The organism is Pseudomonas sp. UBA7530, assembly GCF_002479365.1.
GTDB lineage: Bacteria > Pseudomonadota > Gammaproteobacteria > Pseudomonadales > Pseudomonadaceae > Aquipseudomonas.
On record NZ_DLMS01000001.1, the window covers coordinates 63,023 to 90,001 of the forward strand.

The window sequence follows — 26,979 nt, forward strand, 5'->3', positions numbered from 1 at the left end:
GTTTCAGGCCTGCGGTTGCCAACCACCGCCGAGCGCCTTGTAGATCGCGACAATGCCGCTGTACAGCTCGGTCTCGGCGGACGCTTGCGCATCTTCGGCGGCCAGGCGCTCGCGCTCGGCATCGAGCAGGACGAGAAAGTCCACCGTACCTTCGCGATAGCGAATCGCGGCCTGATCGGCAGCAGCGCGGCTGGCTTCGGCCTGGCGTACCAGGGAAACCAGGCGCTGCTGGCGCTTGGCGTAATCGCTGAAGGCGTTTTCCGATTCTTCCAGCGCCAGTAATACCTGCTGTTCGTACTGCGCCAGGGCGCCGTCGGCCTCGGCTTCGGCGCCGCGCAGACGGGCGCGCACGCTACTCAGGTCGAAGGCCGCCCAGCTGATGCTCGGTGCTACGCCCCAGGCGCGGGCTGCCGAGGCGCCCAGTTGCGAGCCACGACCAGCGGTGAAGCCGAGAAAACCGGAGAGGCTGACTCGCGGGAACAGATCCGCCGTCGCCACGCCAACCTCCGCAGTGGCTGCCGCCAACTGCCGCTCGGCCGCCTGGATATCCGGGCGACGGCGCAGCAGTTCGCCCGGATTGCCGATCGGCAGCGCCTTGGCGATCACCGGCAGGGGTTTGGGCGACAGGTCGATCTGCAGTTGTTCCGGGCGCTGGCCGAGCAGGGTGGCGATGCGGTTCTGCGCGCGCACCTGTTGCGCCTGCAATTGCGGCAGGCTGGCTTCGGTTGCCGCCAGTCGGGCATCGGCGCGCAACACATCGAGCTCGGTGCCGACACCGGCATCGCGTAACTGCTCGGTGATGGCGCGCGAGTCCTGCTGGTTCTTCAGGTTCTCGCGGGCGATGCTTTCACGTAGTTGCGCGCCGCGCAGGGTGCCGTAGGCGTCGACCAGTTCGGCGATCAGGCTGACCTGCAACTGGTAGTAGTCGGCCTCGGCCACTTCGATGCGCGCCTCGCTGGCTTCCAGCTGGCGCTGGATGCGACCGAACAGGTCCAGCTCCCAGGCCATGTCCAGGCCCAGGTCATAGCGCTCCTGACGGATACGCTCTTCGCTGACCGGCGGCTGCTGCGCCTTGCCGAATTCACCGCTGGCGCGGCTGGTGACGGTGGGCAGGCGGTCATTGGCCACGTCATCGCGAATGGCACGTGCCGCACGCAGGCGGTTGAACGCCACGCGCAGCTCGCGGTTGTCCTGCAGCGAACGCTGCACCAGCTGGTTCAGCGTCGGGTCGTCGAACTGTTGCCACCAGGCAGCTTCGAACCGGCTGCGGTCGTAGTCAGCCGCCTCCAGCGCGGCGATGCGCGCGGGTTCGGTAGCAGGTGCTCGGTAGTCCGGGCCAACGGCGCAGGCCGATAGCGCCAGGGTCAGGAGAGCGGGAACAAAGGCTTTCATGCATGCGACTCCTGCAGGCGGGCGGCTTTGCGGGCTTCGCGTTTTTCCACGAAGCCACGGATCAGGACATAGAACACCGGCGTCAGCAGCAGGCCGAAGAAGGTCACGCCGATCATCCCGGAGAACACCGCCACGCCCATGGCATGACGCATCTCGGCGCCGGCACCGGAGGAGAGCACCAGCGGCACCACGCCCATGATGAAGGCGATGGAGGTCATCAGGATCGGACGCAGACGCAGGCGGCAGGCTTCCAGTACGGCAGCGACGCGATCCATGCCTTCTTCCTGTTTGTCCTTGGCGAACTCCACCAGCAGGATGGCGTTCTTGCAGGCCAGGCCCACCAGTACGATCAGGCCGATCTGGGTGAAGATGTTGTTGTCGATGCCGGCCATGATCACGCCGGTGATGGCGGCGAGCAGTACGGTCGGTACGATCAGGATCACCGCCAGCGGCAGACTCCAGCTTTCGTACTGGGCAGCCAGCACGAGGAAGGCCAGCAGCACGCAGAGCGGGAAGATGAAGATCGCGGTATTGCCGGCGAGAATCTGCTGGTAGGTCAGGTCGGTCCACTCGTAGGTCATACCGATTGGCAGTTCTTCTTCCAGCAGCTTGGCGATGGCGGCTTCGGCCTGGCCCGAGCTGTAGCCCGGCGCGGCGGCACCGTTGATCTCGGCAGTGAGGAAGCCGTTGTAGTGCATCACCCGATCCGGGCCTGCGCTGTCATCGACCTTGACGAAGGTCGACAGCGGTACCATCTCGCCACGGTTGTTGCGCACCTTGAGCTGGCCGATTTGCTCCGGCTCCAGGCGGAACTGCTGGTCAGCCTGGACGTTGACCTGGTAGGTGCGGCCGAAGCGGTTGAAGTCGTTGGCATACAGCGAGCCCAGGTACACCTGCAGGGTGTCGAAGATGTCGCTGATGGCTACGCCATGGGTCTTGGCCTTTTCACGGTCGATGGCGGCATCGACCTGCGGCACGTTGACCTGATAGCTGGTGAACACCGACATCGGGTTCAGCTCCGGCAACTGGCGGGCCTTGCCCAGAATGTTCTGGGTCTGCGTATACAGCTCTTCGTAGCCCAGGTTGCCACGGTCCTGAACCTGCAGGCGGAAGCCGCCGATGGTGCCCAGGCCCTGTACCGGTGGTGGCGGGAAGATGGCGATATAGGCGTCCTGAATCTCTCCGAACTGGCCGTTGAGTTCCGCGGCAATGGCGTTGGCGGACAGGTGATCGTCCTTGCGCTGGTCGAAGTCCTTCAGTGCAACGAACACGATGCCGCTGTTGGGACTGTTGGTGAACCCGTTGATCGACAGGCCCGGGAACGCCACGGTGTTTTCCACGCCCGGATATTTGCCGGCGATCTCGCTCATGCGCTTGATCACCGATTCGGTACGATCCAGCGTTGCGGCGTCCGGCAGTTGGGCGAAGGCCACCAGGTACTGCTTGTCCTGCTGCGGTACGAAGCCGGTCGGGGTGCTGGAAAAGCCCAGATAACCGAGTGCCAGCAGGCCGCCGTAGACCAGCATGGCGATGCTGCTGCCGCGCAGGACGCGGCGCACGGTGCCGACGTAGCCACTACTGGCGCGGTCGAACATGCGGTTGAACGGGCCGAACAGCCAGCCCCCGAAGAGTTTGTCGAGCACACGCGAGAAGCGGTCCTTCGGCGCGTGATGGTCCTTGAGCAGGATGGCCGACAGGGCTGGCGACAGGGTCAGCGAGTTGACCGCGGAAATCACCGTGGAAATCGCGATGGTCAGTGCGAACTGCTGGTAGAACTGCCCGGTGAGGCCGGAGATGAACGCGGTCGGCACGAATACCGCGCACAGCACCAGGGCGGTGGCGACGATGGGGCCGGTCACTTCCTTCATGGCCTGGCGTGTGGCTTCCACCGGCGTCTTGCCCAGGGCGATATTGCGCTCGACGTTCTCCACCACGACGATGGCGTCGTCCACCACGATACCGATGGCCAGCACCAGGCCGAACAGCGAAAGGGCATTGAGCGAGAAGCCGAACAGGTGCATTACCGCGAAGGTACCGATCAGCGATACCGGCACGGCGGCCAGCGGGATGATCGACGCGCGCCAGGTCTGCAGGAACAGGATCACCACCAACACCACCAGCACGATGGCTTCGAGCAGGGTGTGCACCACCGCCTCGATGGAGCCGCGGACGAAGATGGTCGGGTCATAGACGATTTCGTAGTCCATGCCCTGTGGGAAGCTCTGCTTGAGCTCGGCCATGCGCTCGCGCACCGAGTCGGAAAGCGCGATGGCGTTGGAGCCGGGGCGCTGGAATACCGGCATGGCCACAGCTGGCTGGTTGTTCAGCAACGAGCGCAGGGCGTACTGGTTGGAGCCCAACTCGACCCGCGCGATATCACGCAGGCGGGTGATCTCGCCGTTGTCGCCGACGCGGATGATGATGTTCTCGAACTCTTCCTCGGTGACCAGGCGGCCCTGGGTGTTGATCGACAGCTGGAAGCTGTTGCCGGCATCGGCCGGTGGCGCGCCGAGGGCGCCAGCGGCGACCTGGCGGTTCTGCTCACGAATGGCGTTGACCACATCGGTGGCGGTAAGCCCGCGCGAGGCTACCTTGTTCGGGTCGAGCCACACGCGCAGCGAGTAGTTGCCCATGCCGAACAGTTGCACGTCGCCGACACCGTCCAGGCGCGCCAGCTCGTCCTTGACGTTGAGCGCGGCGTAGTTGGACAGGTAGAGCATGTCGTAGCGCTGGTCCGGCGAGGTCAGGTGCACCACCATGGTCAGGTCCGGGGAGGCCTTGTCCACGGTCACGCCAAGGCGCTGCACTTCGGTGGGCAGGGTCGGCATGGTGCGGGTGACGCGGTTCTGCACCTGCACCTGGGCGTTGTCCAGGTCGGTGCCGAGGGCGAAGGTCACGGTCAGGGTCAGCTTGCCGTCGTTGGTCGACTGCGACGACATGTAGAGCATGCCTTCGACACCGACGATGGCCTGTTCCAGCGGTGAGGCGACGGTTTCACCGATCACCTTGGGGTTGGCGCCGGGGAAGTTGGCGCGCACCACTACGGTCGGCGGCACCACTTCCGGGTACTCGCTGATGGGCAGCTGGAACAGCGAGATGGCACCGCCGATCAGGATCAGCAGCGACAGCACGGCGGCGAAGATCGGCCGCTGGATGAAGAATTGCGAGAAATTCATGGGTCTGTCCTCAAGGCGCGGGCTGGATCAGCCGCGCGGCGCGCGTGCGTCGATTTTTTCGGCGGCGATACGCGGGGCCTGGCTACCATCGACGGCCTGGCGCATACGAGCCAGTTGCTCGAGGGTGCTGTCATCGGCCATGGTCACCGGCTGCGGGTCGACGGTGGCGCCTGGCATGGCACGTTGCAGACCGTTTACGACGATTTTCTCGCCCTTGCTCAGGCCACTACGGACGATGCGCAGGCCTTCGAGCTTCGGCCCCAGTTCGATGGCGCGGTAGGCCACCGCGTTGTCTGCGCCGAGCACCAGCACATACTTCTTGCCCAGGTCGGTGCCGACCGCTTCGTCCTTGATAAGGGTGGCGGCGTAGGGCTTGCTGCCCACCAGTTTCAGGCGCGCGTACAGGCCCGGGGTGAAACGACCGTCCTGGTTGTCGAATACGGCGCGACCGCGAATGGTGCCGGTACGCGGGTTGACCTGGTTGTCGAGAAAATCCAGCTGGCCCAGATGCGGGTGGCCGGCTTCATCGGACAGGCCGAGGTATACCGGGCTGGCGCCACGAGCGTCGGCACCGGACTCGCGGGCCAATTGCACGTACTTGAGGAAGGCGCGTTCGTCGGCGTCGAAATAGGCGTAGACCTTGTCGGTGGAGACCACCGAGGTCAGCAGGCTTTCACCGGCACCCACCAGGTTGCCCTCGGTGATCTCGGCGCGGCTGACGCGGCCATCGATGGGCGCGGTGATACGGGTAAACCCGAGGTTCAGGCGCGCATTCTCCAGTTCGGCGGTAATCGCCGCGACCTGAGCCTGAGCTTCGGTAGCGGCACTGGCGCGGGCATCGGCGAGTTCGGCGGAAATGGCGTTGCTCTGGCGCAGGCGCTCGCCACGACGTGCTTCGTTGGCGGCGCGAGCCTGGTTGGCACGAGCCTGTTGCAGCTGGGCTTCGAGGCGTTTGACTTCGGCCTGGAAGGGGCGCGGGTCGATCTGGAACAACAGATCGCCTTTCTTCACCAGGGTGCCTTCGTCGAAGGCGACCTTGTCGATGTAGCCGGAAACGCGCGGGCGAATTTCGACGGACTGCGGCGCTTCGAGACGCCCGGTGAACTCATCCCACTCGTTGACCGGTTGCTCGATGACCTCGGCCACGCTGACCTTGGGCGCAGGCATTTGTGCCTGGGTCTGCGCTGCCTGATCGCAACCGCTGAGGGTAAGGACACCGGCGAGGGCCAGGGGGAATATCCAAATGTTCTTGTGATGCTGTTCCATGGGTGACTCCGCCAGTCGGATTTGTGGATGGACGGAGTCTGCTGCGAGTCTTGGAGGGCTACGAATCGAACGCCATGAAATTGAATATCATTGGGAATGATTGAGGACGGACTTACATCAATTTCGATTCATGAAGAGCGCCGATGTTCCGGAATACACCTGAACGATGGCTGTACGGGATGATCAGAGGCTGTCCGGGTCGCCGCAGAACATCTGGATGCGCGAGCGCAGCCAGCGCTCGGCGGGATCGTTATCCTGCGCGCCGCGCCAGGCCATGTGCAGTTCGAAGGCGGGTGTTTGCAGAGGCAGCTCCTCGGCGCGCAGGCCACCGGCTGCTGTCAGTGCGGCAGCGGTGTAATCCGGGACGGTGGCGACGATATCGGTTTCCGCCAGCAGACTGGCCAGGCCGTTGAACTGCGGCACTGCCAGCACCACATGGCGCTTGCAGCCGACCTTCTCCAGCTCCTCATCGATAAAACCGGTAAGGTCGCCCGCAAAGGACACCAGCGCATGCGGGCGCGCGCAGTAATCTTCCAGACTCAGCGCACCGGGCACGGTGTCGGCGCGCAGCAGTTTGGCCTTGCTGCGGCGCAACACCTTGCGCTTGGCATTGGCCGGCAGCTCCTCGGTGTAGGCCACGCCAACGGATATTTCTCCGGAGGCCAGCAGCCCCGGCATCATCAGGTAGTTGGTGCGACGGATCACCAGCACCACGCCGGGCGCTTCGGCGCGCAGGCGACGGAGCAGGGCGGGCAGCAAGGCGAACTCGACATCGTCGGAAAGCCCGATGCGGAACACTGCCTTGCTGGTAGCAGGGTCGAACTCGGCGGCGCGGCTGACGGCGGTGGAGATCGAGTCCAGCGCTGGCGACAGCAGGGCGAAAATCTCCTGCGCGCGTGGGGTCGGCTCCATGCTGCGGCCGGTGCGTACGAACAGGGGGTCATCGAACAGCGTACGCAGGCGAGCGAGCGCCGCACTTATAGCCGGCTGACCCAGGAACAGCTTCTCTGCGGCCCGAGTCACGCTGCGTTCATGCATCAGTGTCTCGAAGACGATCAGCAGGTTCAGATCGAGGCGGCGCAGATCGTTGCGGTTCATCCGGGTACCATTCGAGGGATACGGGCCTTGTCAGCACGGTCGTGCAATGAGAGCCTTTGGCCGGGCAATAGTACGGGCAGCGTGTAGCGGATGGAAAGATGCTGAATCACTGCCAGGCATGAAGACTATCGATAGAGTCTGATAGTGTCGCCGCCGCACAGCGGATAGAGTCCACAGTCAATGAAGTGTTAATCCGCGATCAAGCTCGAGGTAAGCGATGTCCCGCATGATCCGTTTCCATAAGTTCGGCGATGCCGATGTGCTCCAGTACGAAGAGGTTCCGACGCCCATGCCCGGCCCTGGTGAGGTGCTGGTGCGCGTTCAGGCTGTGGGCCTGGGCTGGAAAGACGTGCTCTGGCGGCAGAACCTGGCGTCAGAGCAGGCCAAGCTTCCGGCCGGTACCGGTTTCGAACTGGCCGGCACCGTGGCTGCGCTGGGTGATGGTGTGAGCGACCTGGAAGTTGGCACCGCCGTGGCCGGTTTCCCGGCGGGCACGCCGAACCGCTACCCGACCTGGGGTGATCTGGTGCTGATGCCCAGCCACGCCCTGACCCGTTATCCCGAGGTGCTCAGCCCGATCCAGGCCAGCGTGCACTACACCAGCCTGTTGTTCGGCTATCTGGCGCTGATGGATCTTGCCCACCTCAAGCCCGGCCAGCATGTGCTGATCACCGAGGCCAGCCACTGCATGGCGCCGCAGACCGTGCAACTGGCCAAGGCGCTGGGTGCCAAGATCATCGTTTCCACCGGCTCACCGGAGGATCGCGAGTTCCTGCGTGGTCTGGGCGCCGACAAGGTGATCGTGACCGAAGAGCAGGACCTGGTCCTTGAAGTCGAGCGCTACACCGAAGGCAAGGGCGTCGAGGTGATTCTCGACCAGTGCGCCGGCCCGCAGATGAAACTGCTGGGTGATATCGCCGCACCGCGTGGCAAGCTGATCCTGTACGGGATCAACGGCGGCAACGACACGGCTTTCCCGGCTTGCGCCGCGTTCAAGAAGCACCTGCAGTTCTTCCGTCACTGCGTGCTGGACTTCACCGGTTGCCCTGAGTTGGGCATCGAGCCGAACGACGAGGCGGTGCAGCGCGCGCTCACGCATATCAACCAGATGACCGCGGACCGTCTGCTGACGCCGGTGATCGACAAGGTGTTCGATTTCGAGGACTTCGTCGAAGCGCATCGCTACATGGAAACCTGCCCGAATCGCGGCCGTGTGGCCCTGAAGCTGGCCACGGATTAAAGTCCGCGGCCACATGGTCGCTATAACCTAGGTCTACGTTCGTTCTAAGGAAAGGTTCATGAGTCTGGTTACCGGCGACGCGCTATCGCTGTTGTTGTTTCGTCTGCATAGCGGTCGTCTGCTGGGGATCAACCTGCTCAAGGTCAACGAGATCATTCCGTGCCCGGCCTTGACCAAGCTGCCCAATCGTCATCCCAACGTACGCGGCATCGCCACCTTGCGCGGTGCTGCGATGACGGTGATCGACCTGGCGCGCGCCATCGGCGAACGTGGCGCAGCTGATGAAGATGACGGTTGCCTGATCGTCACGGAGTTGAGCCGCTCGCGTCAGGGGCTACACGTGAAGAACGTCGAACGCATCGTGCAATGCTCCACCCGCGACGTGCGTCCGCCACCTGCCGGCTCGGGTAATCGCGCCTTCATCACCGGGGTGACCCAGATCGATGGCGCCATCGTGCAGATTCTCGATATCGAGAAGGTCCTGCACGATATCGCGCCGGCCCTGGAAGAAGCGCCCGTCGGCCTGCTCGAAGGCCAGGATGCCTGCCTGCTGCAAGGTCGCCGCGTGCTGCTGGTCGACGACTCGCAGGTGGCGCTGCAACAGACCCTCAACGTGCTGCGTCAGCTGGGCTTCGATTGCACGGCGGTGCGCAGCGGTCAGGCCGCCTTGCAGCAGCTGCATGAATATCATCAGGCCGGGATGCCCTTCGAATTGCTGGTCTCGGATATCGAGATGCCTGAACTCGATGGCTACAGCCTGGTTCAGGAAATTCGCCGCAGTCCCGACATCGCCGAGACCTATGTGCTGCTGCACACCTCGCTGGACAGCACCATGAATACCGAAAAAGCCCGCTCAGTCGGTGCCAATGCGGTGCTGACCAAATTTTCCTCGGTCGATCTCAGCCAGGCTTTGCTCGACGCCTTCCGGCAAATGAGCGGGCAGCACTAGGCACGCCCTGCGGCGCAACTGCCGCCTGACCAGCTAGAGCCGTATATTTCCAAAATTGGTCGCGCGCAGGCCGTGAGCGGGCATGTGCTTTGGGCCAATGCGCCTCGCTGACCACTCGGCTAAGGAGCACGGAAGTCTTCGAGGCATAGTGGGCATGAGGTCAGTAGAAGTGCGACGGCATCCTCAAGGCAACAGGGCATGACCGAAGCGTGACCCGGAGAGTCGCCACCTTTTTCCAGCGCATGCCGGAACGGGCCGAAATGCAGGTCCGGTCGGGTGAGGGCGCGCCACGATGAGCTGGCCTGATCCACGTCAGAACACCACTGCGTCACGGAATTGATACAGGTCAATAAAATTCTTTGCTTCGGCATTAATCCAGTTGGAATTTTTGTCGATGGAGCTGTCTATCAATCGACGGCGGTTGCGGTTCTCCTGGGCTGTAACTGGTTGACTTCTCTATGTAAAAGATCCTTATCAGGTCATTCCCGAAAATGGATGTTCTTTCCGAGTTCTTCGAGCGCACGAGCCTTCAAGGGCGACTGTTATTCGCCGGCCCGGTAGACGGCACCCTGGTGCTGGATAAACCCCCAGGCATGGCCTTCATTCACGTGGTCGAGCGCGGCGCACTGGATATGGTGCATTCCGACAAGCCCCGCGTCGCGATCGATCAACCCAGCGTGTTGTTCTGTCCCAGCTGTTGCTGCTACAAGCTGCGCGCCCACGAACCAGGTGGCGCAGATCTGATCTGCGCCTCGTTCCAGTTCGGGCGTTACGGTCAGCAGCCTTTCGAACTGGGCCTGGAGGAAACCCTGGTGTTTCCACTGAGTGCCCTGGAGCAGCTGGGGCCGGTGATCGGTTCGCTGGTCAACGAGTTCCGCACGCCGGCACCCGGGCGCAGCAAGGCGCTCAACCTGCTGTTCGAATATGTATTCGTTCTGCTGGTACGCCGTGCGGTGAACGAAGGGCGCATCACCAGGGGGCTGCTTTACGCCCTGCAGGACAGCCAACTGGGCCCGGCGCTGATCTGCATTCATCAGGAACCGCAGTTGGCCTGGAGCGTCGAGCGCCTGGCCGAACTGGCGAAGATGTCGCGGACCAAGTTCGCCGCGCTGTTCAACGAGGTGATGGGCATGACGCCGATGGCCTACGTGACGGCCTGGCGCATGAAGGTGGCGCAGGATCTGTTGCGTGAAGGAATGCCGATCAAGGTGATCGCCGACGCGGTGGGTTACAGCTCACAAGCGTCGTTCTCGCGCACCTTCGCCCAGCAGATCGGGCAACCGCCCGGCGAGTGGCTGCGCAGCGAGGGGCTGGAACTGCCGGCCAAGCTGCAGGTGCAGATCTACCGCGATTGACCTTGCAGGCCCAGGGCGACTGACGCCCTGGGCTTGGCATCGCTCAGGCGACGACCGGAATCAGCGGGTCAGCGGCGGCCAGTGCAATTTCGCGTTTGGCTTCCGGCGGATAGATCCACTGGGTGTTGATTTGCGTCTTGAGCTCTTTGCCTTCCTTGCCAGTCAGCACTACCTTGCGCTCCCAGCCTTCGGTGAACACCGCGCCCCAGGCGCCCAGATCCAGGCAGGTGACGTACTTGGGCTGACTGTAGGGAATCGGCTCCACGCCCAACAGATCGGCTACTGCGTTGTTACCGGATGAGCGGCCGAGGGCGATGGCGTGCTGACAGGTCATCAGCGCATGGTTGCCCAGGTCGTCCACCGCTGCGTAAGCCGTATCGCCCGTGGCGTAGATGGCGTCCTGGCCCAGCACCTTGAGGTTGCGGTCGACATGCAGGCGGCCAAAGGCGTCACGCTCACCGTCGACTTGCTGCGTCAGCGGCGAGGCTTTCACACCGACAGTCCAGACTACGGTGCTGGCCTCGATTCGCTCGCCATTGTCGAGCTGCACACCCTGTTCATCGACCATCGAGACCGGGCTGCCGAGCTTCCAGGTCACACCGAGCGTATCGCTGGCTTCGGCGATCACTGTGGCGATCTGCTCGCCCATGGCGCTGCCGACCTGTTTGCCCATGTCGACGACAATGACGCGGATATCGGCCTCGTCACCGAGGATGGCACGCAGGCGCGCCGGCATCTCTGTAGCTGTTTCGATGCCGGTGAAACCACCGCCCACCACCACCACGGTATTGCGCGCCTGGCTGCTTGGCTGATGACGCAGTCCTTGCAGATGGGCCTCGAGCTTTTGCGCGGACTCCAGGCTGTCAACATCGAAGGCAAAACGGTCGATGCCGGCGAGGGGCGGACGGGCAACCTGGCTGCCCGATGCGAGGATCAGCCGGTCATAAGCCAGTGTCGACTGCTCGCCGCTGGCGCTGCGGTAGAACACCTGCCTGTTCTGCGCATCGATACGGGTGGCGCAGCCCTGCACGAACTGCACGCCGACTGCATCGAACAGCGGACCGAGCGGAGCCACGGTGGTCGCCAGGTCGGTTTCGTAGAAGCGCGGGCGCACGCGCAGTTCGGCTTGCGGTGCGAGCAGGGTGACCGCGATGTCGAGACGCTGATGCTGGTCAAGCAGGCGAATGGCGCTCAGTGTGCTCCACATGCCGCCAAAGCCGGCGCCGATGATCAGGATTTGCTGTTTCATGTCGTGGGTGTCCGTAGTGAGGAGATGAGGTTGGCTGACTACGGAGCGGATTTTGCCGCTGGCTTGGATCAAGGTATTGATCCATTATCTATGCAAATAGATGATCCACTTTGGAGCTGACATGCCACGCGAGAAAGCTGCGCCGCAGGTTGTGTTTCTGCCGCTGGGAACTCCGGAAGCCGGCGTCAGCCTGCAGAGTTGGCTGTACGAGTCACTACGCGGCGCCATTCTGAGCGGGCGCCTGCCAGCTGGCAGCAAGCTGCCCAGCACTCGCTCCCTGGCCGAGCACTATGGTCTTGCGCGCGGAACGGCGCAGGCGGCTTACCAGCAACTGCTCTCCGAGGGCTATCTGCAGGCGCGGACCGGCAGCGGTACCCGGGTCAGCGAGGTATTACCCGACCCGACGCTGAATGCAGGCTACGTGCGGCGTAAAGTGGTCGCCAGGGGCGAGCAGGAGCGTGATGTACCGCAGACGCCATGGCTGAACAGGCTGGCCGAGATCGAGCCGATCTTCTCCCGGCGTACTACGCCTTCCGGCCAGCGGCCGTTCTTTCCGCACCGGGGTGATATCAACGCCTTCCCCATCGATCTATGGCGCAAGCTGCATACGCAACAGTTGCGCAGTTCGCGGTTGACGATGCTGCTCGACGGTGACCCGGCGGGCTTGCCCGAGCTGCGCGAAGCCATCGCCGGCTACCTCGCCATTGCGCGCGGAGTACAGGTGTCACCGGAGCGTATCCTGGTGCTTGGTACCGTGCAGCAGGGGCTGGATATCTGCCTGCGATTGCTGGCACCAGGCGACTCTCAAGTCTGGATGGAAGACCCTGGCTATCCTGGCGCACGGCAGTTGATGGATATTTCCGGCGTGAACCGCGTGGATGTGCCGGTGGATCGTTCCGGCCTCAAGGTGGACGAGGGGCTGCGCCTGGCGCCGGGCGCTCGGTTGGCTTATGTCACGCCGTCACGTCAGGCGCCGCTAGGCGGTGAGCTGTCACCGGCACGACGTCTGGCCTTGTTGCGCTGGGCCGCGGAGCAGGGCAGTTACATCTTCGAGGACGACTACGACAGCGAATACCGCTTTATCGCCAAACCCATTCCCGCATTGCGTTCGATGCCGGGCGCCGAGCAGTCGGTCATCCTCGCCGGCACCTTCAGCAAGCTGCTGTTTCCCTCGATTCGCCTGGCCTATCTGGTGGTGCCCGAACACCTGGTCGAGAGTTTCACCCGTGCCGCGGCGCTGATGTCGCGACATGCCAACAGCCTGGCTCAAGCAGTGCTGGCCGACTTCATTCATGAAGGGCATTTTGACCGCCATGTACGGCGCATGCGCAAGATTTACGCAGCGCGCGCCGAAGCCTTCGCCGAAGCGGCGCACAGGCATTGGCGGGGGCTGATCGAGGTACCGGAAATCCGCGCGGGTATGGACATCGCCTGTCGTCTGCAGGTCGTGAACGAGCAGGACGCCTTCACCCGTTTGCAGGCGGCAGGCATCGACGTGCTGCCGCTGGCGAGTTACCGCGTCAATGCGCGGGCGCCAGGTCTGGTGATGGGCTTCGCACCCTACGAGGAGAGGGCAATCGAAGAGGCGGCCCAAGCTGTCGCTCGGGCCTTGCGCAGCTGATTGAGGGCTGCCCCGGCCAGGCCGGGGCAGCGACCATCAGAGGATGCTCAGCGGGTATTCGACGAATGCCCGAATCTCGTTGAGATCCGGCCCTACGTCGGTGCTGGAGCGGTAGATGGAATTGCGCAGGCGCAGGTGCAGGTCCTTGGCAGCGCCGCTCTGGATGGTGTAGCCGATCTGGTTGAAGATCTCGCGCTCGGTACCGTTGTTGTCGCTGCCGGTATCGATGTTGTCACCGCGTACGTAAGCGAACTTGTAGCGCAGGCCTGGCACGCCGTACTCGGCGAAGTCCAGCTCATAGCTGGCCTGCCAGGAGCGCTCGTCCTTCAGATTGAAGTCCGAGTAGTAGGAGTTGGCCAGGTAGATGCTAGCGCCGCCATCGCCGTAGTCATAGGCAAAGCCGGCATCGCCGCTGTTGCGCTGATGGGCGACGATGAAGGCATGGGCGCCGATGCTGTACTTGGCGGCCAGGCTCCAGATGGTGTTGCGGTCACCCTGGCCGTCACCGCCGAGGTCGACAGCGGCCACCGAGCCGGTGTCGTACTTGGTGCGATAGATGTTGAAATCGAAGTTCAGCGCCTGCTCCGCAGCCAGTGCCAGGTTGTAATTGACGTTGGCGTAGTAGCGCTTGTACATGTCCTCGAGGTCGGCGTGATAGACCGCCAGACTCAGGTCATCGCTGACAACGTAGCTACCGCCGAGCACGTCGATGCTCTTGAGGCGATTGGGGTCGCGCGCCGGGTCGCCCATCGGACTGTCGGCGGTGAAGCGACCGGCATTCAGTTCCAGCCCCTCGATCTCATTGCTGGTCACCAGCGTACCCGTGAACGACTGCGGCAGCAGGCGGCTGTCGTCATGGCCCAGAACGGGCAGGGAAGGGAACTGGTTGCCGTACTTGATCACGGTATTGGAAACGCGCAGCTTCACCGCGCCACCGGCCTGGGACAGATCGTCCACTGGGCGGCCCTCGCTGTCGGTGTCGAAGAAGGCGCGATAGTTGCGACCACGACCGCTGTCGAGCTTGACCCCGAGCAGGCCGAAAGCGTCGACACCGAAACCGACGGTGCCCTGGGTAAAGCCGGACTCGAAGGTGGCGATGAAGCCCTGGCCCCAACTCTTGGCGTCGTTGGTGTTGTCTTTGTAATCACGGTTGAAATAGGCGTTGCGCAGCAACAGATCGAGGCTGGCGTCCTCGATGAAACCCTTAGTTTCGGACTGGCTGCTGGCGTGCGCCAACTGCCCGCCCAGCGCGAGGCTGCAAGCCAGCGCGAGACAGTGTTTCTTGTGCATGGGTGCTCCCGGTGTTGGTGTGCTGTTCTAAACGCGCCTCACAGCGAGGTAAGGCCCGGCCCAGAGGGCGCGCTTAGAGTTATCACCCAGCCTGCCGATGCACTATTCAAGCTGATCGATGATCACTATCAACGACTTCGATGCGCCGTTGCGCTCGATCGACGATAGGCTTCGCCCCGATGAAGATTCCAGGGCGGCGGTTGTTGCATCACTCCCGGACGCCGTCGCCCAGGCTCTCCACTTCATCTCCTTTGGTTAAGACGACTTGTGGCCGCCTGGTGATCCAGCGCGGCCTTTTTTTTGTCTTTCTCGGCCCGCCATGCAGGGTGGGCCAGGCAAGTGACTTAATGAAAGTCGCGGCTGCGTATGTCCAGTCCGGTCAGCATCGCTGTCATGTCCGTCAGGCGCCCGGCGATCACATGGAGCACGCCATCCTGCGTTTCCAGATGGCCGTCGATGCGCAGCATCTGCGACTGCACCAGGACTCGCCGCTGGCGCTCGGCCAGGTCATGCCAGACGACCACATTGACCATGCCGAACTCATCTTCGAGGGTGACGAAGATGACGCCGCTGGCGGTTTGCGGCCTTTGCCGGCCGATCACCAGGCCGGCGATGCTGACCGGGCGGCCGTGCTCGACCGCCTGCAGTTCACGTGAGCTCCGGCAGCGCCGCGCCCTTAGCGCCTGACGCAGCAGAGCCAGTGGATGCGCACCGAGGGTGGTGCCGAGCGTCGCATAGTCGGTCAGCAGATCTTCCCCTTGCGATGGGGCAGGCAGGCCCGGAGCGTCTTCATTCGGCGCAGATACACCGGCGAACAGCGGTAATTGTTCCTCGACGCCAGCCACCGCCCAGCGCGCCTGGTAGCGGTGGCCAGCCAGGCCGCCGAGCGCGCCGGCATCGGCCAGTCGCTCGCGTGCCGAGGCATCCAGGCGTGCGCGCACGCTGAGGTCCTCGACATCACGGAATGCACCTGACAGGCGCGCTTGTTCGATACGCCGTGCGTCGTCTTCGCGCATGCCACGAATCATCCTCAGCCCCAGGCGGATGGCCGGCTCGCCATGTTCATCTGGCTCCAGGCTGCAGTCCCAGTCGCTGTAGCGCACATCAACCGGGCGCACTTCGACGTCATGCCGCCGCGCGTCCTGCAGCACCTGATCAGGGCTGTAGAAACCCATCGGCCAGCTATTGACCAGGGCGCAGGCGTAGGCCGCGGGCTCGTGACATTTCAACCAGCAACTGGCGTAGGCGAGCAGGGCAAAGCTGGCGGCATGCGACTCGGGGAAGCCGTAGCTGCCGAAGCCCTCGATCTGGCGGAAGATCCGTTCGGTGAACGCCTGCGTGTAGCCCTTTTCCAACATGCGCGAGGTGAGTCGCTGGCGATGCGGTTCGAGGCCGCCATGGCGTTTCCAGGCAGCCATGCTGCGGCGCAGTTCATCCGCCTCGCCGGGTGTGTAGTCGGCAGCGACGATGGCCAGTTCCATGACCTGCTCCTGAAACAGCGGCACGCCGAGGGTGCGCTTGAAGACTGGCTTGAGTTCATCGGAGGGGTAGTCGATGTCCTCTTCGCCGTTTCGCCGGCGCAGATAGGGATGCACCATGTCGCCCTGGATCGGCCCTGGACGGACGATGGCCACCTGGATCACCAGGTCGTAGAACTCCTTCGGGCGCAGGCGCGGCAGCATCGCCATCTGTGCGCGGGACTCGATCTGGAATGCGCCAATGGTGTCTGCGCGGCTGATCATGGCGTAGGTGGCCAGATCGTTTTTGGGCAGGGTGGCCAGGGTCCACTGCGTGCCGCGGTAGCGCTCGATCAGGCCGAAACAACGGCGCAGCGCGCTGAGCATGCCCAAGGCCAGCACGTCGACCTTGAGCAGGCCGACCCTGTCCAGATCATCCTTGTCCCACTGGATCACGGTGCGCTCGGCCATGGTCGCGTTTTCCACCGGCACCAGCGTGTCGAGTGCGTGCTCGGATATGACGAAGCCGCCCGGGTGCTGCGACAGGTGCCGGGGAAAACCGATCAGCTCGCCGGTCAGGATCAGCACGCGCCTGAGCAGCGGATTCTGCGGATCGAAGCCAGCTTCCAGCAGGCGCTCGGCCGCTGGCGGGCCGCTGCTCCAGCGGCCACAGCAGTCAGCCAGCGCATTGACCTGATCCGGCGGCAAGCCAAGGGCCTTGGCGACATCGCGTATCGCCCCGGCGCCATGATAGGTGTTGACCACGGCCGTGAGCGCCGCACGCGTTCGCCCGTAGCGGCGAAACACGTACTGGATGACTTCCTCGCGGCGCTCATGCTCGAAATCGACGTCGATATCCGGTGGCTCGTTGCGCTCGCGGGAGAGAAAACGCTCGAACAACAGCCGGTTCTCGGTGGGGTCCAGCTCGGTGATGCCGAGCGTGAAGCAGACGCTCGAATTGGCCGCCGAACCCCGGCCCTGGCAGAGGATGTGCTGCTCGCGGGCGAAGCGGACGATGTCATGCACGGTCAGGAAATAGCTTTCGTATTTCAGCTCTGCGATCAGCGCCAACTCGTACTCGATCTGCGCGCGGGCGGCGGCCGGCACTCCTCCTGGCCAGCGCTCGGCGGCGCCACGCTCCACCAGAACGCGCAGCCAGGAGGTGGGGGCATGACCTTCTGGAACCAGTTCGTGCGGGTAGTAATACTTCAGGTCTTTAAGGACGAAGCAGCAACGTTCAGCAATGCACAGCGATTGCGCGAGCAGCTCGGGCGGATACAGCTCGCCCAGCTCCTCAAGTCGGCGCAGATGTCGCTCGCCATTGGCGAATAGATGGGCGCCAGCCTCGGCCACGGGCAGATGATGACGGATGGCGGTCATGCAGTCCTGCAGGGCGCGGCGGCCACGGGCATGCATGTGCACGTCGCCACAGGCCACCGCCGGCAAGTGGTGTGTGGCGGCCAGGTCGAGCAGGCGCTGCAGGTGTGCGCTATCGTCCGCGCCGCGATGCAGTTCGACGCCCAGCCACAGGCGCTCGGGGAACACCGAGCGAAGCCAGGGCAGGGCGGTGATGTCGCCTGCGCTGAGCCAGATGGCCAGCAGGCCATCGAGTGGTGTCACGAAATCTTCGTGCAACAACCGATAGGTGCCCTTTGCCGCCCTGCGTCGCGCCCGGGTGATCAGGCCGCATAGCGCCTGATAGCCCACCAGGTTCTCGGCCAGCAGCACCAGCTTCGGGCCTTTCTCGATCTGCACTTCGCTGCCCACGATCAGCTTTATGCCGGTTTTTTCCGCGGCCTCCCAGGCGCGCACGATGCCGGCCAGGGTGCACTCATCGGTGATCGCCAGGGCGCGATAACCCAGCCTCGCCGCACGCTCGAACAGCTCCTGGGCGCTGGATGCGCCGCGCTGGAAGGTGAAATTCGACAGGCAATGGAGTTCGGCGTAATCGCTCATGCGAACCACCCGTGCAGCAGCAATGGCCCATCATTGCCGACCGTGCGATACGCCCAGCCGCGCTGGCCGGCACGGGTCTGCACTACGTAATAGTCGCGGCGCACATCCTCGCCGTCCCACCAGCCGGACTCGATGCGCTCGGGGCCGGCGAGGATGCGTAGCGAGGCCTCGTGCAGCGGCTGGGCTTCGCTCAGCAGCCAGCCGGGGCGCGGGCCGCTGGGTGGCAGCTCGGGGCTGGCCGATTCGTTGATCCAGGCGCGCTCGGGGCGGTGATCGGCTCTGGCACCCAGGCCATGCAGGGCGTCATCACCGAGGCGTGCCCTCAGCCGCTCGCGTAGTTGCTCCCAGGGCTGGCTCTGTTGTGGGCGCTCATCGAACAGTTGCTGATGCTGCGGCGCAAAGACTGGCAACTCCCGCGCCACCAACCGCACGGCCAGCACCGGTGCCGGTAGTTGCTGGTGTTCAAGGCGGCCGCGCGTCAGCTCGAACAGCATGCCGGGATCACGCTCGGCGCTGAGCAGGCCCACCTGCACCTGCGTATCGGCACCCGTGCGGTGTTCCAAGTGCAGGACGAAACGCTGCACGCCACTGTCACGCCCGGCCAGGTAGGCGGCTAGGTCGGCCGTCAGTCGGCGCAACGGGAACAGCAGCGCCTGATGGGATTCCACCTCGAAATTCAGCTCGATGCGGGCATCGAATACATCCGCGGGCGTATAGAAATCCAGCGCCAGCGGGCGCTGGCCAAGCAGGGCATCGAGATGGCCCAGCACATCGGCAGGAAAGCGCCTGGCCAGGCTGTCACGCGGCAGAGCCAACAGCTGCCACAATTGCCTGAGGCCCATGCGGTTGAACGCCGTGGTTGTCGCCGGGGAAAGCCCGAGTCGGTCCACCGGCAGCGAATCGAGCATCTGCCTGAGCTTCTGCCCATCGCTCGCCATCAGGCCATCACCGATATTGACCAGCACCCGCGCAGCGGCCGGATTCGGCGCGACGGCAATGCGGTGCTGGAAGGCCAGCGCCGATAGCTCGGCGCGCAAACGTGCCTCGAAGCGCGGCCAGGGGCCGAACAGCCCCAGGCTCGATTGCACCTCCAGCAGCAGGCAACGCGGGTAATGCAGGCTGACCTGGGCGCTGAAACCATAGGCCCAGGCGGCCAGAAACTGCTGCCAGCGCTCGATGGCCGCGAGGTCGTATTCCGCACTGGCGAAGCCGCGCGTCAGCGCCTGCGCCGTCGTCAGCGACTGGCCGGGTTTCAGCCCCAGGGCGCGGGCCGCCGGGTTGACGGCCTGCAGCACGCGCCGTTGTGGCGAGCCAGTAAGCAGCGCCAACGGCTCGTCGGGATTGGCGCGGTGACGCTGCACGCCGTCCATGGCCAGTTGCGGCAGCAGGATGCAAGCCCAGAGCATGGCAGGCTCAATGCCAGGCAAAGGCGAGCGGCCGCGCAGGCGGTAACCCGCCGCGGCACTTGATCACCCGCACTTGTGCCGGCTGGCTTTCGAGCACCAGGCGCAGCGCCGCGGGTGACGGGTTGGCAGCCTCTGCCTGCGGCCGATAGGCGAATGCCAAGGTTTGCCCGGTCGCGGCGGCCACCTGCAGGCGCCTCAGGGCGCGGTCATCGGCCTGGCGCAACCAGCTCAGCACCGCGCCACAACTGCCCGAGCGCAGGCATTGCTCGGCCGCCCACAAGGCGTCGCGGCCCTCGGCCTGGATGATGCTCAGTTGGCGCAGATCGATGCCGGCCTGAATCCAGGCCTGAGGGTAGGGCAGGTGGGGCGGGGCGACCAATACGACCCGCTCGCTGGCGGCCGTCAGCCTGGCAAGGGTCGGCCACAACAGGCTCAGCTCGCCGATGCCCGGCACGGCTGTGAGAATTTCGCTGAGCGCAGCCGTGGGCCAGCCGCCACCGGGCAGTGCGGCGTCGAGAAAACGGTGTCCGGTTGAGAAATTGGCGCTCGTTGGCGATGAAACGGCCTGACCTCGCCATACACGGCGAGCGTCGATCAGCCGGTCGAGCACAACCACGGATGACATGGGCAATGACCAAAAATACTGTATATAAATACAGTATTGTGTTGGCCGTCGTAGAGGTCAAGGGCTGAGCAGGGCAGTCCGTCGCCGTCCATGGTCGAGCGCGATGCGATAAGTGGTCGTCCAACGTGACAGAACATCGGAGGGGCGCACCTGTCAGCTAATAGGTCACCCTTCAGGAAGAGTTGCCATGAAAGAACAAACCGACAACAACCTCCACGACTGGCAGCGCTACGCGTCGCTTGGTAGTGGTCTGGCGCTAGTGGGCGCCGGTTTACGACGCGGCGGATTGCTGGGCCTGGCGGGCGCCGCGCTGGGCGGGTGCCTGTTGGCTCGCGGCCTTGGCGGGCATCACGAGGTCAAGCGCGCGCGGCTGGCCGACCCACTCGGGCCAGGTGCCGAAAAGGCCCATTATGCGCATATGCCGCTGGATTCCGAAGTGCACAGCCCGGACTTCGCCACGCAGGGCGCGCTGCCCGATACCACACCGATGGGGCACGAACGGTCAAGGCCATGAGCGCTTCGTTCGACCTGACGCGGTTCGTCGAGGCGCAGCAGCGCGATTATCGCCAAGCCCTCGATGAGCTGTGTGCCGGGGCCAAGCGCAGCCACTGGATCTGGTACGTGTTTCCGCAGCTGCGCGGCCTGGGCCGCAGTGAAATGGCCGAGCACTACGGCATCTCCGGCCTCGACGAGGCGCGGGCCTACCTGGCGCACCCGCTGCTCGGCCCGCGCCTGGAAGATTGCGTGCGAGCGCTGCTGTCCCATCGCGGGCGCCCGGTGCGGCAGATCATGGGTTCGCCGGACGACCTCAAATTGCGTTCGAGCATGACCCTGTTTCAGGCCGCCGCGCCGACGCAGCCGCTGTTCGCCGAGGTGCTGCAGGCGTTCTACGACGGTGAGCAGGATGCTGCGACCTTGCAGCGCCTGTAAGCCTCAGGACTCGCTGCGGCGGACGGGCCAGATACCGCCGTCGCCGACCACCAGGATGCGCTGATCGGGCTCTGCGCGGAAGGTCATGGTGCCGGTGAAGCTGCCGAATGCCGGCAGCAGGCTGACCTCATCGCCCAGTACGAAACAGGGCAGGCGCAGGCGTTGTCGGCCCCGGCCACGCAGCGTGTAGGCCGGGTGCACGTGGCCGGCCAGCACGTGGTGCGTGGTATGCGCGCGAGGCTCGTGCTGCAGGGCGAAGGGGCCGAGCAGTAGCGGTTCTTCCACCACCTCGATGGCCAGCGCGGCAGGCGGGTCGCCGGCCCGTTTGTCATGGTTGCCGCGCACCAGAGTCATGGTCAGCCCGGAGTGGCGCGCGCGCCACTCGGCCAGCGCTGCCAGGGTGGCCGGCGTGCGCGAGCCGGGGGCGTGAAGAAAATCGCCAAGAAAGATCAGTTGCCGGCAGTCGAAACGCTGCAACAGGGCGTCCAGCCGCTGCAGATTGGCGGCGGTGGTGCCCTGGGGCACCGGCTGGCCCAGGGCACGATAGGCGGCGGCCTTGCCGATGTGGATATCGGCGATCAGCAGCGCCTGCTGCTGCGGCCACCAGATGGCCTTGTCCGCCAGCAGCCAGAGTTCGGCGCCGGCCAGTTGCACGCTGTGATAATGGGTAGGGGCTTCGGTCATTGAGTCTCTATCAGCGGCGTTTTTTCGGGCGCTGCGCCGGTGGCCGGGGCAGGCCGTCCTTGCCCTGACGCGGGGAGCGGCCTTTGCGCGGCGCTGGGCGCTCGTCGTCGATGGCGAATGCCGGGTCCTGATAACCGCCTGGCCCAGCGGCCTGTTCCAGATCGGCGACCATGCGCCGGATACGGTCGGCGAGTTTCTCCGAACTCAGGCTTTCGCGGAAGCGCTCCACCAGCAGCGGGAAGGCGAACGGCGTGGCGCGCTTGACCGTGCGGATATCCAGGCGGCGAGACTGCAGGCGCTGCAGGGTGTGCTGCAGGCGCTGCACGTCCAACTCCTGCCGCAACACTTCTTCCTGGGCCTGGCTGAGCAGCAGGTTGCCCGGGTCGTATTGGCTGAACACGTCGAAGAATAGTGCGCTGGAGGCCTGCAGCTGGCGGGCGCTCTTCGGCGCGCCGGGGTAGCCGCTGAACACCAGGCCGGCGATACGGGCAATCTCGCGAAAACGCCGGCGCGCCAGTTCACCAGCGTTGAGGCTGGCGAGTACGTCGGGCAGCAGATCGTCCGTGCTGAACAGCTCGGGCGTGAGCCGCGCAGCAAAATCCACCTCACTGGGGCACAGCAGCTCCAGGCCATAGTCATTGACCGCAATGGAAACACTCAGCGGCTGTTCGCGGGCCAGGCGCCAGGCCAGCAGGCTGGCCAGCCCCAGGTGCACCGAGCGGCCGGCGAAGGGGTAGAGGAACAGGTGCCAGCCTTCGCGGGATTTCAGCACTTCCGCCAGCAGGGTGGTTGCGCCGGGCAGTGCGGACCAGGCCTGTTGCACGTCGAGCAATGGACGCAGCAGCTGCATCTCAGGGCCAGGGTATTCAGCCCGGGCGGCGGCATCGAGCTTGGCCAGCACGGCGTCCGCCAGTTCGCTGGAGAGCGGCATGCGCCCGCCATTCCACCGCGGGATCGCGGCCTTGCGGCTGGTGGCGCGGCGCACGTAGACGGTCATGTTTTCCACCCGCACCAGTTCCAGCGTGCGACCAGCGAAAAGGAAGGTATCGCCTGGGCGTAGGCGGGCGATGAAGCCTTCCTCGACGCTACCCAGCGAGCCTCCACCACCGCCTTTGCTCCAGTATTTCACCGCCAGGCTGGCGTCACTGACGATGGTGCCGATGCTCATGCGATGGCGCCGCGCCAGGCGCGCATCGGGCACCTGCCACAGGCCGTTGGCGTCCGGCTCAGCACGACGGTAATCGGGATAGGCAGTCAGCGAATGGCCGCCGTGGCGGATGAAGGCCAGCGCCCATTGCCATTCGTCCTCGCTGAGGCTGCGATAGGCCCAGGCGCTGCGCACCTCGGCCAGCATGGCATCGGCCTGGAAGCCGCCGCCCAGGGCCATGCTCACCAAGTGCTGGACCAGCACGTCGAGCGGCTTGTCCGGCGAAAGCCGCGCCTCGACCTTGCGCTCGGCCACGGCGGTTTGCGCGGCGGCGGCTTCCAGCACTTCCAGGCTGTGGGTGGGCACCAGGGTGGCGCGGGATAGGCGGCCCGGGGCATGGCCGGAGCGGCCGGCGCGTTGCATCAGGCGGGCCACGCCCTTGGGCGAACCGATCTGCAGCACCCGTTCCACCGGCAGAAAATCCACTCCCAGGTCCAGGCTGGAGGTGCACACCACGGCTTTCAGCCGGCCTTCCTTGAGCGCCAGCTCGACCCAGTCGCGCACCTCCCGCGACAGCGAGCCGTGGTGCAGGGCGAGCAGGCCGGCCCAGTCCGGACGCGCCTCGAGCAGCGCCTGATACCAGGTTTCAGCTTGCGAGCGGGTGTTGGTGAACACCAGGGCGGTGCTGCTGGCGTCCAGCTCCTCGACCACCTGCGGCAGCATGCGCAATCCCAAGTGCCCAGCCAAGGGGAAGCGCTCCAGTCCGGGCGGTAGCAGGCTGTCGATGCGCAGGTCCTTGGCCAGCTTGCCCTGGACCAGGCGCCCGGTCGGCATCAGCACCTCACGGGCATGCTCGAGGTTGCCGAGGGTGGCTGACAGCGCCCACACCAGCAGCTCCGGGTGCCACAGGCGCAGGCGCGCCAGGGCCAGTTGCAGCTGCACGCCGCGCTTGTTGCCGAGCAGCTCGTGCCACTCGTCGATCACCACCATGCGCAGATGGGCGAAGGCTTCGTGAGCATCGGCGCGGGTCAGCAGCAGGGTCAGGCTTTCCGGCGTAGTGATCAGGGTGCTGGGCAGCTTGCGGCTCTGCCGGGCGCGTTCGGCAGAGCCGGTGTCGCCGGTGCGTAGGCCGATGTTCCAGGGAATCTGCAGATCATCCAGGGGCGCCTGCAGGGCACGGGCGGTATCGGCGGCAAGGGCGCGCATCGGGGTGATCCAGAGTACGGTCAGCGGCGCCATGACCGGCTTCTTGCGGCGCGGGCTAGCCATGCCGGCGGGCGTGGGCGTGGCGAAACGGTCCAGGGCCGCGAACCACACCGCGTAGGTTTTGCCGGCGCCGGTGGAGGCGTGCAACAGGCCCGACTCGCCGGCCTTGACCGCCTGCCAGACTTCCTTCTGAAAGGCGAAGGGCTTCCAGCTGCGCTGGGCGAACCAGGCGCCGGACAGACTGCGACGACGAACGGGTTGGTCCATCAGAGCAGGCCCTGCAGCGTGGCCAGGGTGTCGGCGTCCTCCACCTGCTTGTCGGTGCGCCAGCGCAGCATCCGCGGAAAGCGCACGGCGACGCCGCTCTTGTGCCGTTTGGACAGGGCGATGCCCTCGAAGCCCAGCTCGAACACCAGGGTCGGGGTGACGCTGCGCACCGGGCCGAATTTCTCCACGGTGGTCTTGCGGATGATCGCATCGACCTTGCGCATCTCGTCGTCGGTAAGCCCGGAGTAGGCCTTGGCGAAGGGCACCAGCACGCGCTCGCCAGGCGTGGAGTCGTCCCACACGGCGAAGGTGTAGTCGCTGTACAGGCTGGCCCGGCGACCGTGGCCGCGCTGGGCATAGATCAGCACCGCGTCGACGCTGAACGGGTCGATCTTCCACTTCCACCACAGGCCAAGATCGCGGGTGCGGCCAACTCCGTACAGGGAGTCGCGGCGCTTGAGCATCATGCCTTCTACGCCCAGCTCACGGGAGGCTTCGCGCTGGCGGGCAAAGTCCTGCCAGTCGCGGCCGGTGAGTTGTGGCGAGAGCTGCAGGCGGGCATCGTCGACCTCCGCCACCAGCAACTCCAGCCGTGCGCGGCGCTCGTCCTGGGGTCGGCTGCGCCAGTCTTCGCCACGCCACTCCAGCAGGTCGTAAGCCAGCAGCGCAGCGGGCACTTCTTCCAGCAGTTTCTTGCTCAGAGTCTTGCGGCCGATGCGCTGTTGCAGCAGGGCGAAGGGTTGAATGCCGAACACCGCGTTACTGTCGGCGGCAGGTTGCTTCCAGGCCACCAACTCGCCATCGAGTACGCTGCCGTCCGGCAACGCCTCGGCCAGTTCGTGCAGCTCCGGGAAGCGCTCGGTGATCAGCTCCTCGCCGCGGGACCACAGCCACAGGCGACCGTCGCGCTTGACCAGCTGCGCGCGGATGCCGTCCCACTTCCATTCCACCAGCCAGTCGCTGGCCGGGCCCAACTGAGCATCGAACTGCTCCAATGGCTGCTGCAGCGGATGGGCGAGGAAGAAGGGGTAGGGCTGGCCACCGCGCTGGGCGTGCTCGTCCTCCGACTCGGCGGCGATCAGTGCCAGGTAGCGCTGTGCGGACGGCCGATGCGACAGATCGGTGTAACCCACCAATCGCTGCGCCACGCGCTTGGCGTCGATCCGCGCCAGGCCAGCCAGGGCACGGGTCACCAGCAGTTTTGAGACGCCGACGCGGAAGGCGCCGGTGAGCAGCTTGAGGCTGACCATCAGGCTTTGTCGATCCAGCTGCGCCCATAAAGGTGGCAGGCGTTCGGCCAGTTCCGCGGGCGGCAGGCCGCGCAGGGGCAGCAGCCGTTCTTCCAGCCACCAGGCCAGGCCCTCGTCCGAGGCGTGCGGGGATTCGGGCAGGAGCAGGGCGATGGTTTCCGCCAGGTCGCCAACGGCCTGGTAGCTCTCCTCGAACAACCAGTCGGACAGGCCGGAAAGCCGGGTGGCCAGCTCGCGCAGCACCCGCGTCGGCACGACCTGACGTGGGCGGCCGCCGGCCAGAAAATACACCGCCCAGGCCGCATCGGCTGGCGGCGCTTCGGCGAAATACTCCTGCATGGCCTGCAGCTTGGCGTTGCTGGAGGTGGTGGCGTCCAGCCGGGCGTAGAGTTCGGCGAAGGCTTTCATGAGGTCGGCTCCACGTCGTCTTCATCGCCGTATTCGGTCTGGAAGGCGCGGGCATCGAGACCTTGCTCGCGCAGGTGGCGTACCAGCACGTTGACCTGGCCGTGGGTAACCATCACCCGTTCGGCGCTGGTCTGTTCGATGGCCCACAGCAGTCCAGGCCAGTCGGCGTGGTCGGAGAGGGCGAAACCGCGGTCCACGCCGCGCCGCCGGCGCGTGCCGCGCAGCAGCATCCAGCCGCTGGCGAAGGCGTCACTGTAGTCGCCGAAACGGCGCATCCATGTGCTGCCGCCGGCCGAGGGCGGGGCGAGGATCAGCGCCTGGCGCAGCAGCGGGTCATTTTTGGCGATATCACCGGCGTAACGAGTGGCCGGCAGATGCACGCCGCCGGCGCGATACACCTCGTTCAGCGGCTCGACGGCGCCGTGCACCAGGATCGGGCCGATGCTGGCGTCGATGCCGTGGAGGATGCGCTGGGCCTTGCCGAAGGCATAGGCGAACAGCACGCTGGCCTTGCCGGCCGCAGCATTGGCGCGCCACCAGGCGTCGATGCCGGCGAATATCTCGGCCTGGGACGGCCAGCGGTAGATTGGCAGGCCGAAGGTGGATTCGCTGATGAAGGTGTGGCAACGCACCGGCTCGAATGGCGCGCAGGTGCCGTCCGGCTCGACTTTGTAATCCCCGGAGGCGACCCAGACTTCGCCCTGGTATTCCAGACGCACCTGGGCAGAACCGAGCACGTGCCCGGCGGGATGAAAACTCAGGGTTACGCCGTGGTGCTCGAGCCGCTCGCCGTAGGCCAAGGTCTGCAGGCGGATATCGTCGCCCAGGCGTGAACGCAGAATGCCTTCGCCAGGTGCCGCCGCCAGATAGTGCCCATTGCCGCGGCGGGCGTGATCGCCATGAGCATGGGTGATGATCGAGCGTTCCACTGGCCGCCATGGGTCGATGTAGAAATCACCGGGCGGGCAGTAAAGACCTTCGGGACGGGCAACGACCAGATCCATGAA

Annotated in this window: 20 protein-coding genes; 7 read left to right on the forward strand and 13 right to left on the reverse strand. The window is 65.1% G+C overall.

Annotated features, from left to right (window positions below; all coding sequences use genetic code 11):
• Positions 1-3: 3 nt before the first annotated feature.
• From B2U07_RS00340 to B2U07_RS00355, 4 genes are all read right to left on the reverse strand, one after another.
• Complete coding sequence (locus B2U07_RS00340; RefSeq protein WP_275545133.1) at positions 4-1,392, reverse strand: efflux transporter outer membrane subunit; 1,389 nt, start codon at positions 1,390-1,392, stop codon at positions 4-6.
• Entirely contained in the window at positions 1,389-4,568 is a 3,180-nt protein-coding gene (locus B2U07_RS00345; RefSeq protein WP_017360948.1) for an efflux RND transporter permease subunit, read from the reverse strand. The genes B2U07_RS00340 and B2U07_RS00345 overlap by 4 nt, the downstream gene beginning before the upstream one ends.
• 27 nt (positions 4,569-4,595) lie before the next feature.
• Positions 4,596-5,834, reverse strand: a complete 1,239-nt coding sequence (gene mexE / locus B2U07_RS00350; protein WP_017360947.1) for a multidrug efflux RND transporter periplasmic adaptor subunit MexE — start codon at positions 5,832-5,834, stop codon at positions 4,596-4,598.
• 183 nt (positions 5,835-6,017) lie between these two features.
• Entirely contained in the window at positions 6,018-6,932 is a 915-nt protein-coding gene (locus B2U07_RS00355) for a LysR family transcriptional regulator (RefSeq protein ID WP_232106201.1), read from the reverse strand.
• 217 nt (positions 6,933-7,149) lie between these two features.
• Between B2U07_RS00355 and B2U07_RS00360 the strand changes: the two genes are divergently transcribed.
• From B2U07_RS00360 to B2U07_RS00370, 3 genes are all read left to right on the forward strand, one after another.
• A complete protein-coding gene (locus B2U07_RS00360; protein ID WP_296275404.1) occupies positions 7,150-8,172 on the forward strand; it encodes a zinc-dependent alcohol dehydrogenase family protein in 1,023 nt (340 codons plus the stop codon).
• 58 nt (positions 8,173-8,230) lie between these two features.
• Positions 8,231-9,121 (forward strand): chemotaxis protein CheV, encoded by an 891-nt coding sequence (locus B2U07_RS00365; protein WP_275545132.1) that lies wholly within the window; start codon positions 8,231-8,233, stop codon positions 9,119-9,121.
• 491 nt (positions 9,122-9,612) lie between these two features.
• Entirely contained in the window at positions 9,613-10,476 is an 864-nt protein-coding gene (locus B2U07_RS00370) for an AraC family transcriptional regulator (protein ID WP_296270222.1), read from the forward strand.
• Positions 10,477-10,519: 43 nt separating this feature from the next.
• Here B2U07_RS00370 and B2U07_RS00375 read toward each other — a convergent pair whose 3' ends face one another.
• Positions 10,520-11,725, reverse strand: coding sequence for an NAD(P)/FAD-dependent oxidoreductase (locus tag B2U07_RS00375; RefSeq protein ID WP_275545130.1), 1,206 nt, complete (start codon positions 11,723-11,725; stop codon positions 10,520-10,522).
• 121 nt (positions 11,726-11,846) lie between these two features.
• Here B2U07_RS00375 and B2U07_RS00380 point away from each other — a divergent pair, with 121 nt between their 5' ends.
• The gene (locus tag B2U07_RS00380; RefSeq protein WP_275545129.1) at positions 11,847-13,346 is read left to right on the forward strand and encodes a PLP-dependent aminotransferase family protein; all 1,500 of its coding nucleotides are present in this window, start codon (positions 11,847-11,849) and stop codon (positions 13,344-13,346) included.
• Between the two features lie 36 nt (positions 13,347-13,382).
• Here the strand turns inward: B2U07_RS00380 and B2U07_RS00385 are convergent, their stop codons facing one another.
• Entirely contained in the window at positions 13,383-14,636 is a 1,254-nt protein-coding gene (locus B2U07_RS00385) for an OprD family porin (protein WP_275545128.1), read from the reverse strand.
• 118 nt (positions 14,637-14,754) lie between these two features.
• On the opposite strand from B2U07_RS00385, the gene B2U07_RS00390 reads away from it, so the two are divergent.
• Positions 14,755-14,895 (forward strand): hypothetical protein, encoded by a 141-nt coding sequence (locus B2U07_RS00390; protein ID WP_275545127.1) that lies wholly within the window; start codon positions 14,755-14,757, stop codon positions 14,893-14,895.
• An 85-nt stretch (positions 14,896-14,980) separates the two neighbouring features.
• Here B2U07_RS00390 and B2U07_RS00395 read toward each other — a convergent pair whose 3' ends face one another.
• The 3 genes from B2U07_RS00395 to imuA are packed head-to-tail and all read right to left on the reverse strand — an operon-like array spanning position 14,981 to position 20,080.
• Positions 14,981-18,049, reverse strand: coding sequence for an error-prone DNA polymerase (locus B2U07_RS00395; protein WP_275545126.1), 3,069 nt, complete (start codon positions 18,047-18,049; stop codon positions 14,981-14,983).
• Entirely contained in the window at positions 18,046-19,455 is a 1,410-nt protein-coding gene (locus tag B2U07_RS00400) for a Y-family DNA polymerase (RefSeq protein ID WP_275545125.1), read from the reverse strand. Before B2U07_RS00400 ends, B2U07_RS00395 begins: the two co-directional genes overlap by 4 nt.
• A 7-nt stretch (positions 19,456-19,462) precedes the next feature.
• Entirely contained in the window at positions 19,463-20,080 is a 618-nt protein-coding gene (imuA, locus tag B2U07_RS00405; protein WP_275545124.1) for a translesion DNA synthesis-associated protein ImuA, read from the reverse strand.
• Between the two features lie 187 nt (positions 20,081-20,267).
• Between imuA and B2U07_RS00410 the strand changes: the two genes are divergently transcribed.
• Both B2U07_RS00410 and B2U07_RS00415 read left to right on the forward strand, forming a co-directional pair.
• On the forward strand, positions 20,268-20,594 hold the full coding sequence (locus B2U07_RS00410) for a hypothetical protein (RefSeq protein ID WP_275545123.1): 327 nt from the start codon (positions 20,268-20,270) through the stop codon (positions 20,592-20,594).
• Positions 20,591-21,010, forward strand: a complete 420-nt coding sequence (locus B2U07_RS00415) for a DUF1810 domain-containing protein (protein ID WP_275545122.1) — start codon at positions 20,591-20,593, stop codon at positions 21,008-21,010. The genes B2U07_RS00410 and B2U07_RS00415 overlap by 4 nt, the downstream gene beginning before the upstream one ends.
• A gap of 3 nt (positions 21,011-21,013) precedes the next feature.
• Here the strand turns inward: B2U07_RS00415 and pdeM are convergent, their stop codons facing one another.
• The 4 genes from pdeM to B2U07_RS00435 are packed head-to-tail and all read right to left on the reverse strand — an operon-like array spanning position 21,014 to position 26,976.
• Positions 21,014-21,694 carry a ligase-associated DNA damage response endonuclease PdeM gene (gene pdeM / locus B2U07_RS00420; protein WP_275545121.1) on the reverse strand — a complete coding sequence of 227 codons (681 nt, stop codon included), beginning with the start codon at positions 21,692-21,694 and terminating at the stop codon, positions 21,014-21,016.
• Positions 21,695-21,704: 10 nt separating this feature from the next.
• The gene (locus B2U07_RS00425) at positions 21,705-24,314 is read right to left on the reverse strand and encodes a ligase-associated DNA damage response DEXH box helicase (RefSeq protein WP_275545120.1); all 2,610 of its coding nucleotides are present in this window, start codon (positions 24,312-24,314) and stop codon (positions 21,705-21,707) included.
• Positions 24,314-25,972, reverse strand: a complete 1,659-nt coding sequence (locus B2U07_RS00430) for an ATP-dependent DNA ligase (protein ID WP_275545119.1) — start codon at positions 25,970-25,972, stop codon at positions 24,314-24,316. Before B2U07_RS00430 ends, B2U07_RS00425 begins: the two co-directional genes overlap by 1 nt.
• On the reverse strand, positions 25,969-26,976 hold the full coding sequence (locus B2U07_RS00435) for a ligase-associated DNA damage response exonuclease (RefSeq protein ID WP_275545118.1): 1,008 nt from the start codon (positions 26,974-26,976) through the stop codon (positions 25,969-25,971). The genes B2U07_RS00430 and B2U07_RS00435 overlap by 4 nt, the downstream gene beginning before the upstream one ends.
• Between the last annotated feature and the right edge of the window lie 3 nt (positions 26,977-26,979).

What these genes read in the sequence shown, in the direction of transcription:
- B2U07_RS00340 (WP_275545133.1), bottom strand. Translation starts at nt 1,392, where the DNA reads ATGAAAGCCTTTGTTCCCGCTCTCCTGACCCTGGCGCTATCGGCCTGC.
- B2U07_RS00345 (WP_017360948.1), bottom strand. Translation starts at nt 4,568, where the DNA reads ATGAATTTCTCGCAATTCTTCATCCAGCGGCCGATCTTCGCCGCCGTG.
- mexE (WP_017360947.1), bottom strand. Translation starts at nt 5,834, where the DNA reads ATGGAACAGCATCACAAGAACATTTGGATATTCCCCCTGGCCCTCGCC.
- B2U07_RS00355 (WP_232106201.1), bottom strand. Translation starts at nt 6,932, where the DNA reads ATGAACCGCAACGATCTGCGCCGCCTCGATCTGAACCTGCTGATCGTC.
- B2U07_RS00360 (WP_296275404.1), top strand. Translation starts at nt 7,150, where the DNA reads ATGTCCCGCATGATCCGTTTCCATAAGTTCGGCGATGCCGATGTGCTC.
- B2U07_RS00365 (WP_275545132.1), top strand. Translation starts at nt 8,231, where the DNA reads ATGAGTCTGGTTACCGGCGACGCGCTATCGCTGTTGTTGTTTCGTCTG.
- B2U07_RS00370 (WP_296270222.1), top strand. Translation starts at nt 9,613, where the DNA reads ATGGATGTTCTTTCCGAGTTCTTCGAGCGCACGAGCCTTCAAGGGCGA.
- B2U07_RS00375 (WP_275545130.1), bottom strand. Translation starts at nt 11,725, where the DNA reads ATGAAACAGCAAATCCTGATCATCGGCGCCGGCTTTGGCGGCATGTGG.
- B2U07_RS00380 (WP_275545129.1), top strand. Translation starts at nt 11,847, where the DNA reads ATGCCACGCGAGAAAGCTGCGCCGCAGGTTGTGTTTCTGCCGCTGGGA.
- B2U07_RS00385 (WP_275545128.1), bottom strand. Translation starts at nt 14,636, where the DNA reads ATGCACAAGAAACACTGTCTCGCGCTGGCTTGCAGCCTCGCGCTGGGC.
- B2U07_RS00390 (WP_275545127.1), top strand. Translation starts at nt 14,755, where the DNA reads ATGATCACTATCAACGACTTCGATGCGCCGTTGCGCTCGATCGACGAT.
- B2U07_RS00395 (WP_275545126.1), bottom strand. Translation starts at nt 18,049, where the DNA reads ATGAGCGATTACGCCGAACTCCATTGCCTGTCGAATTTCACCTTCCAG.
- B2U07_RS00400 (WP_275545125.1), bottom strand. Translation starts at nt 19,455, where the DNA reads ATGCTCTGGGCTTGCATCCTGCTGCCGCAACTGGCCATGGACGGCGTG.
- imuA (WP_275545124.1), bottom strand. Translation starts at nt 20,080, where the DNA reads ATGTCATCCGTGGTTGTGCTCGACCGGCTGATCGACGCTCGCCGTGTA.
- B2U07_RS00410 (WP_275545123.1), top strand. Translation starts at nt 20,268, where the DNA reads ATGAAAGAACAAACCGACAACAACCTCCACGACTGGCAGCGCTACGCG.
- B2U07_RS00415 (WP_275545122.1), top strand. Translation starts at nt 20,591, where the DNA reads ATGAGCGCTTCGTTCGACCTGACGCGGTTCGTCGAGGCGCAGCAGCGC.
- pdeM (WP_275545121.1), bottom strand. Translation starts at nt 21,694, where the DNA reads ATGACCGAAGCCCCTACCCATTATCACAGCGTGCAACTGGCCGGCGCC.
- B2U07_RS00425 (WP_275545120.1), bottom strand. Translation starts at nt 24,314, where the DNA reads ATGGACCAACCCGTTCGTCGTCGCAGTCTGTCCGGCGCCTGGTTCGCC.
- B2U07_RS00430 (WP_275545119.1), bottom strand. Translation starts at nt 25,972, where the DNA reads ATGAAAGCCTTCGCCGAACTCTACGCCCGGCTGGACGCCACCACCTCC.
- B2U07_RS00435 (WP_275545118.1), bottom strand. Translation starts at nt 26,976, where the DNA reads ATGGATCTGGTCGTTGCCCGTCCCGAAGGTCTTTACTGCCCGCCCGGT.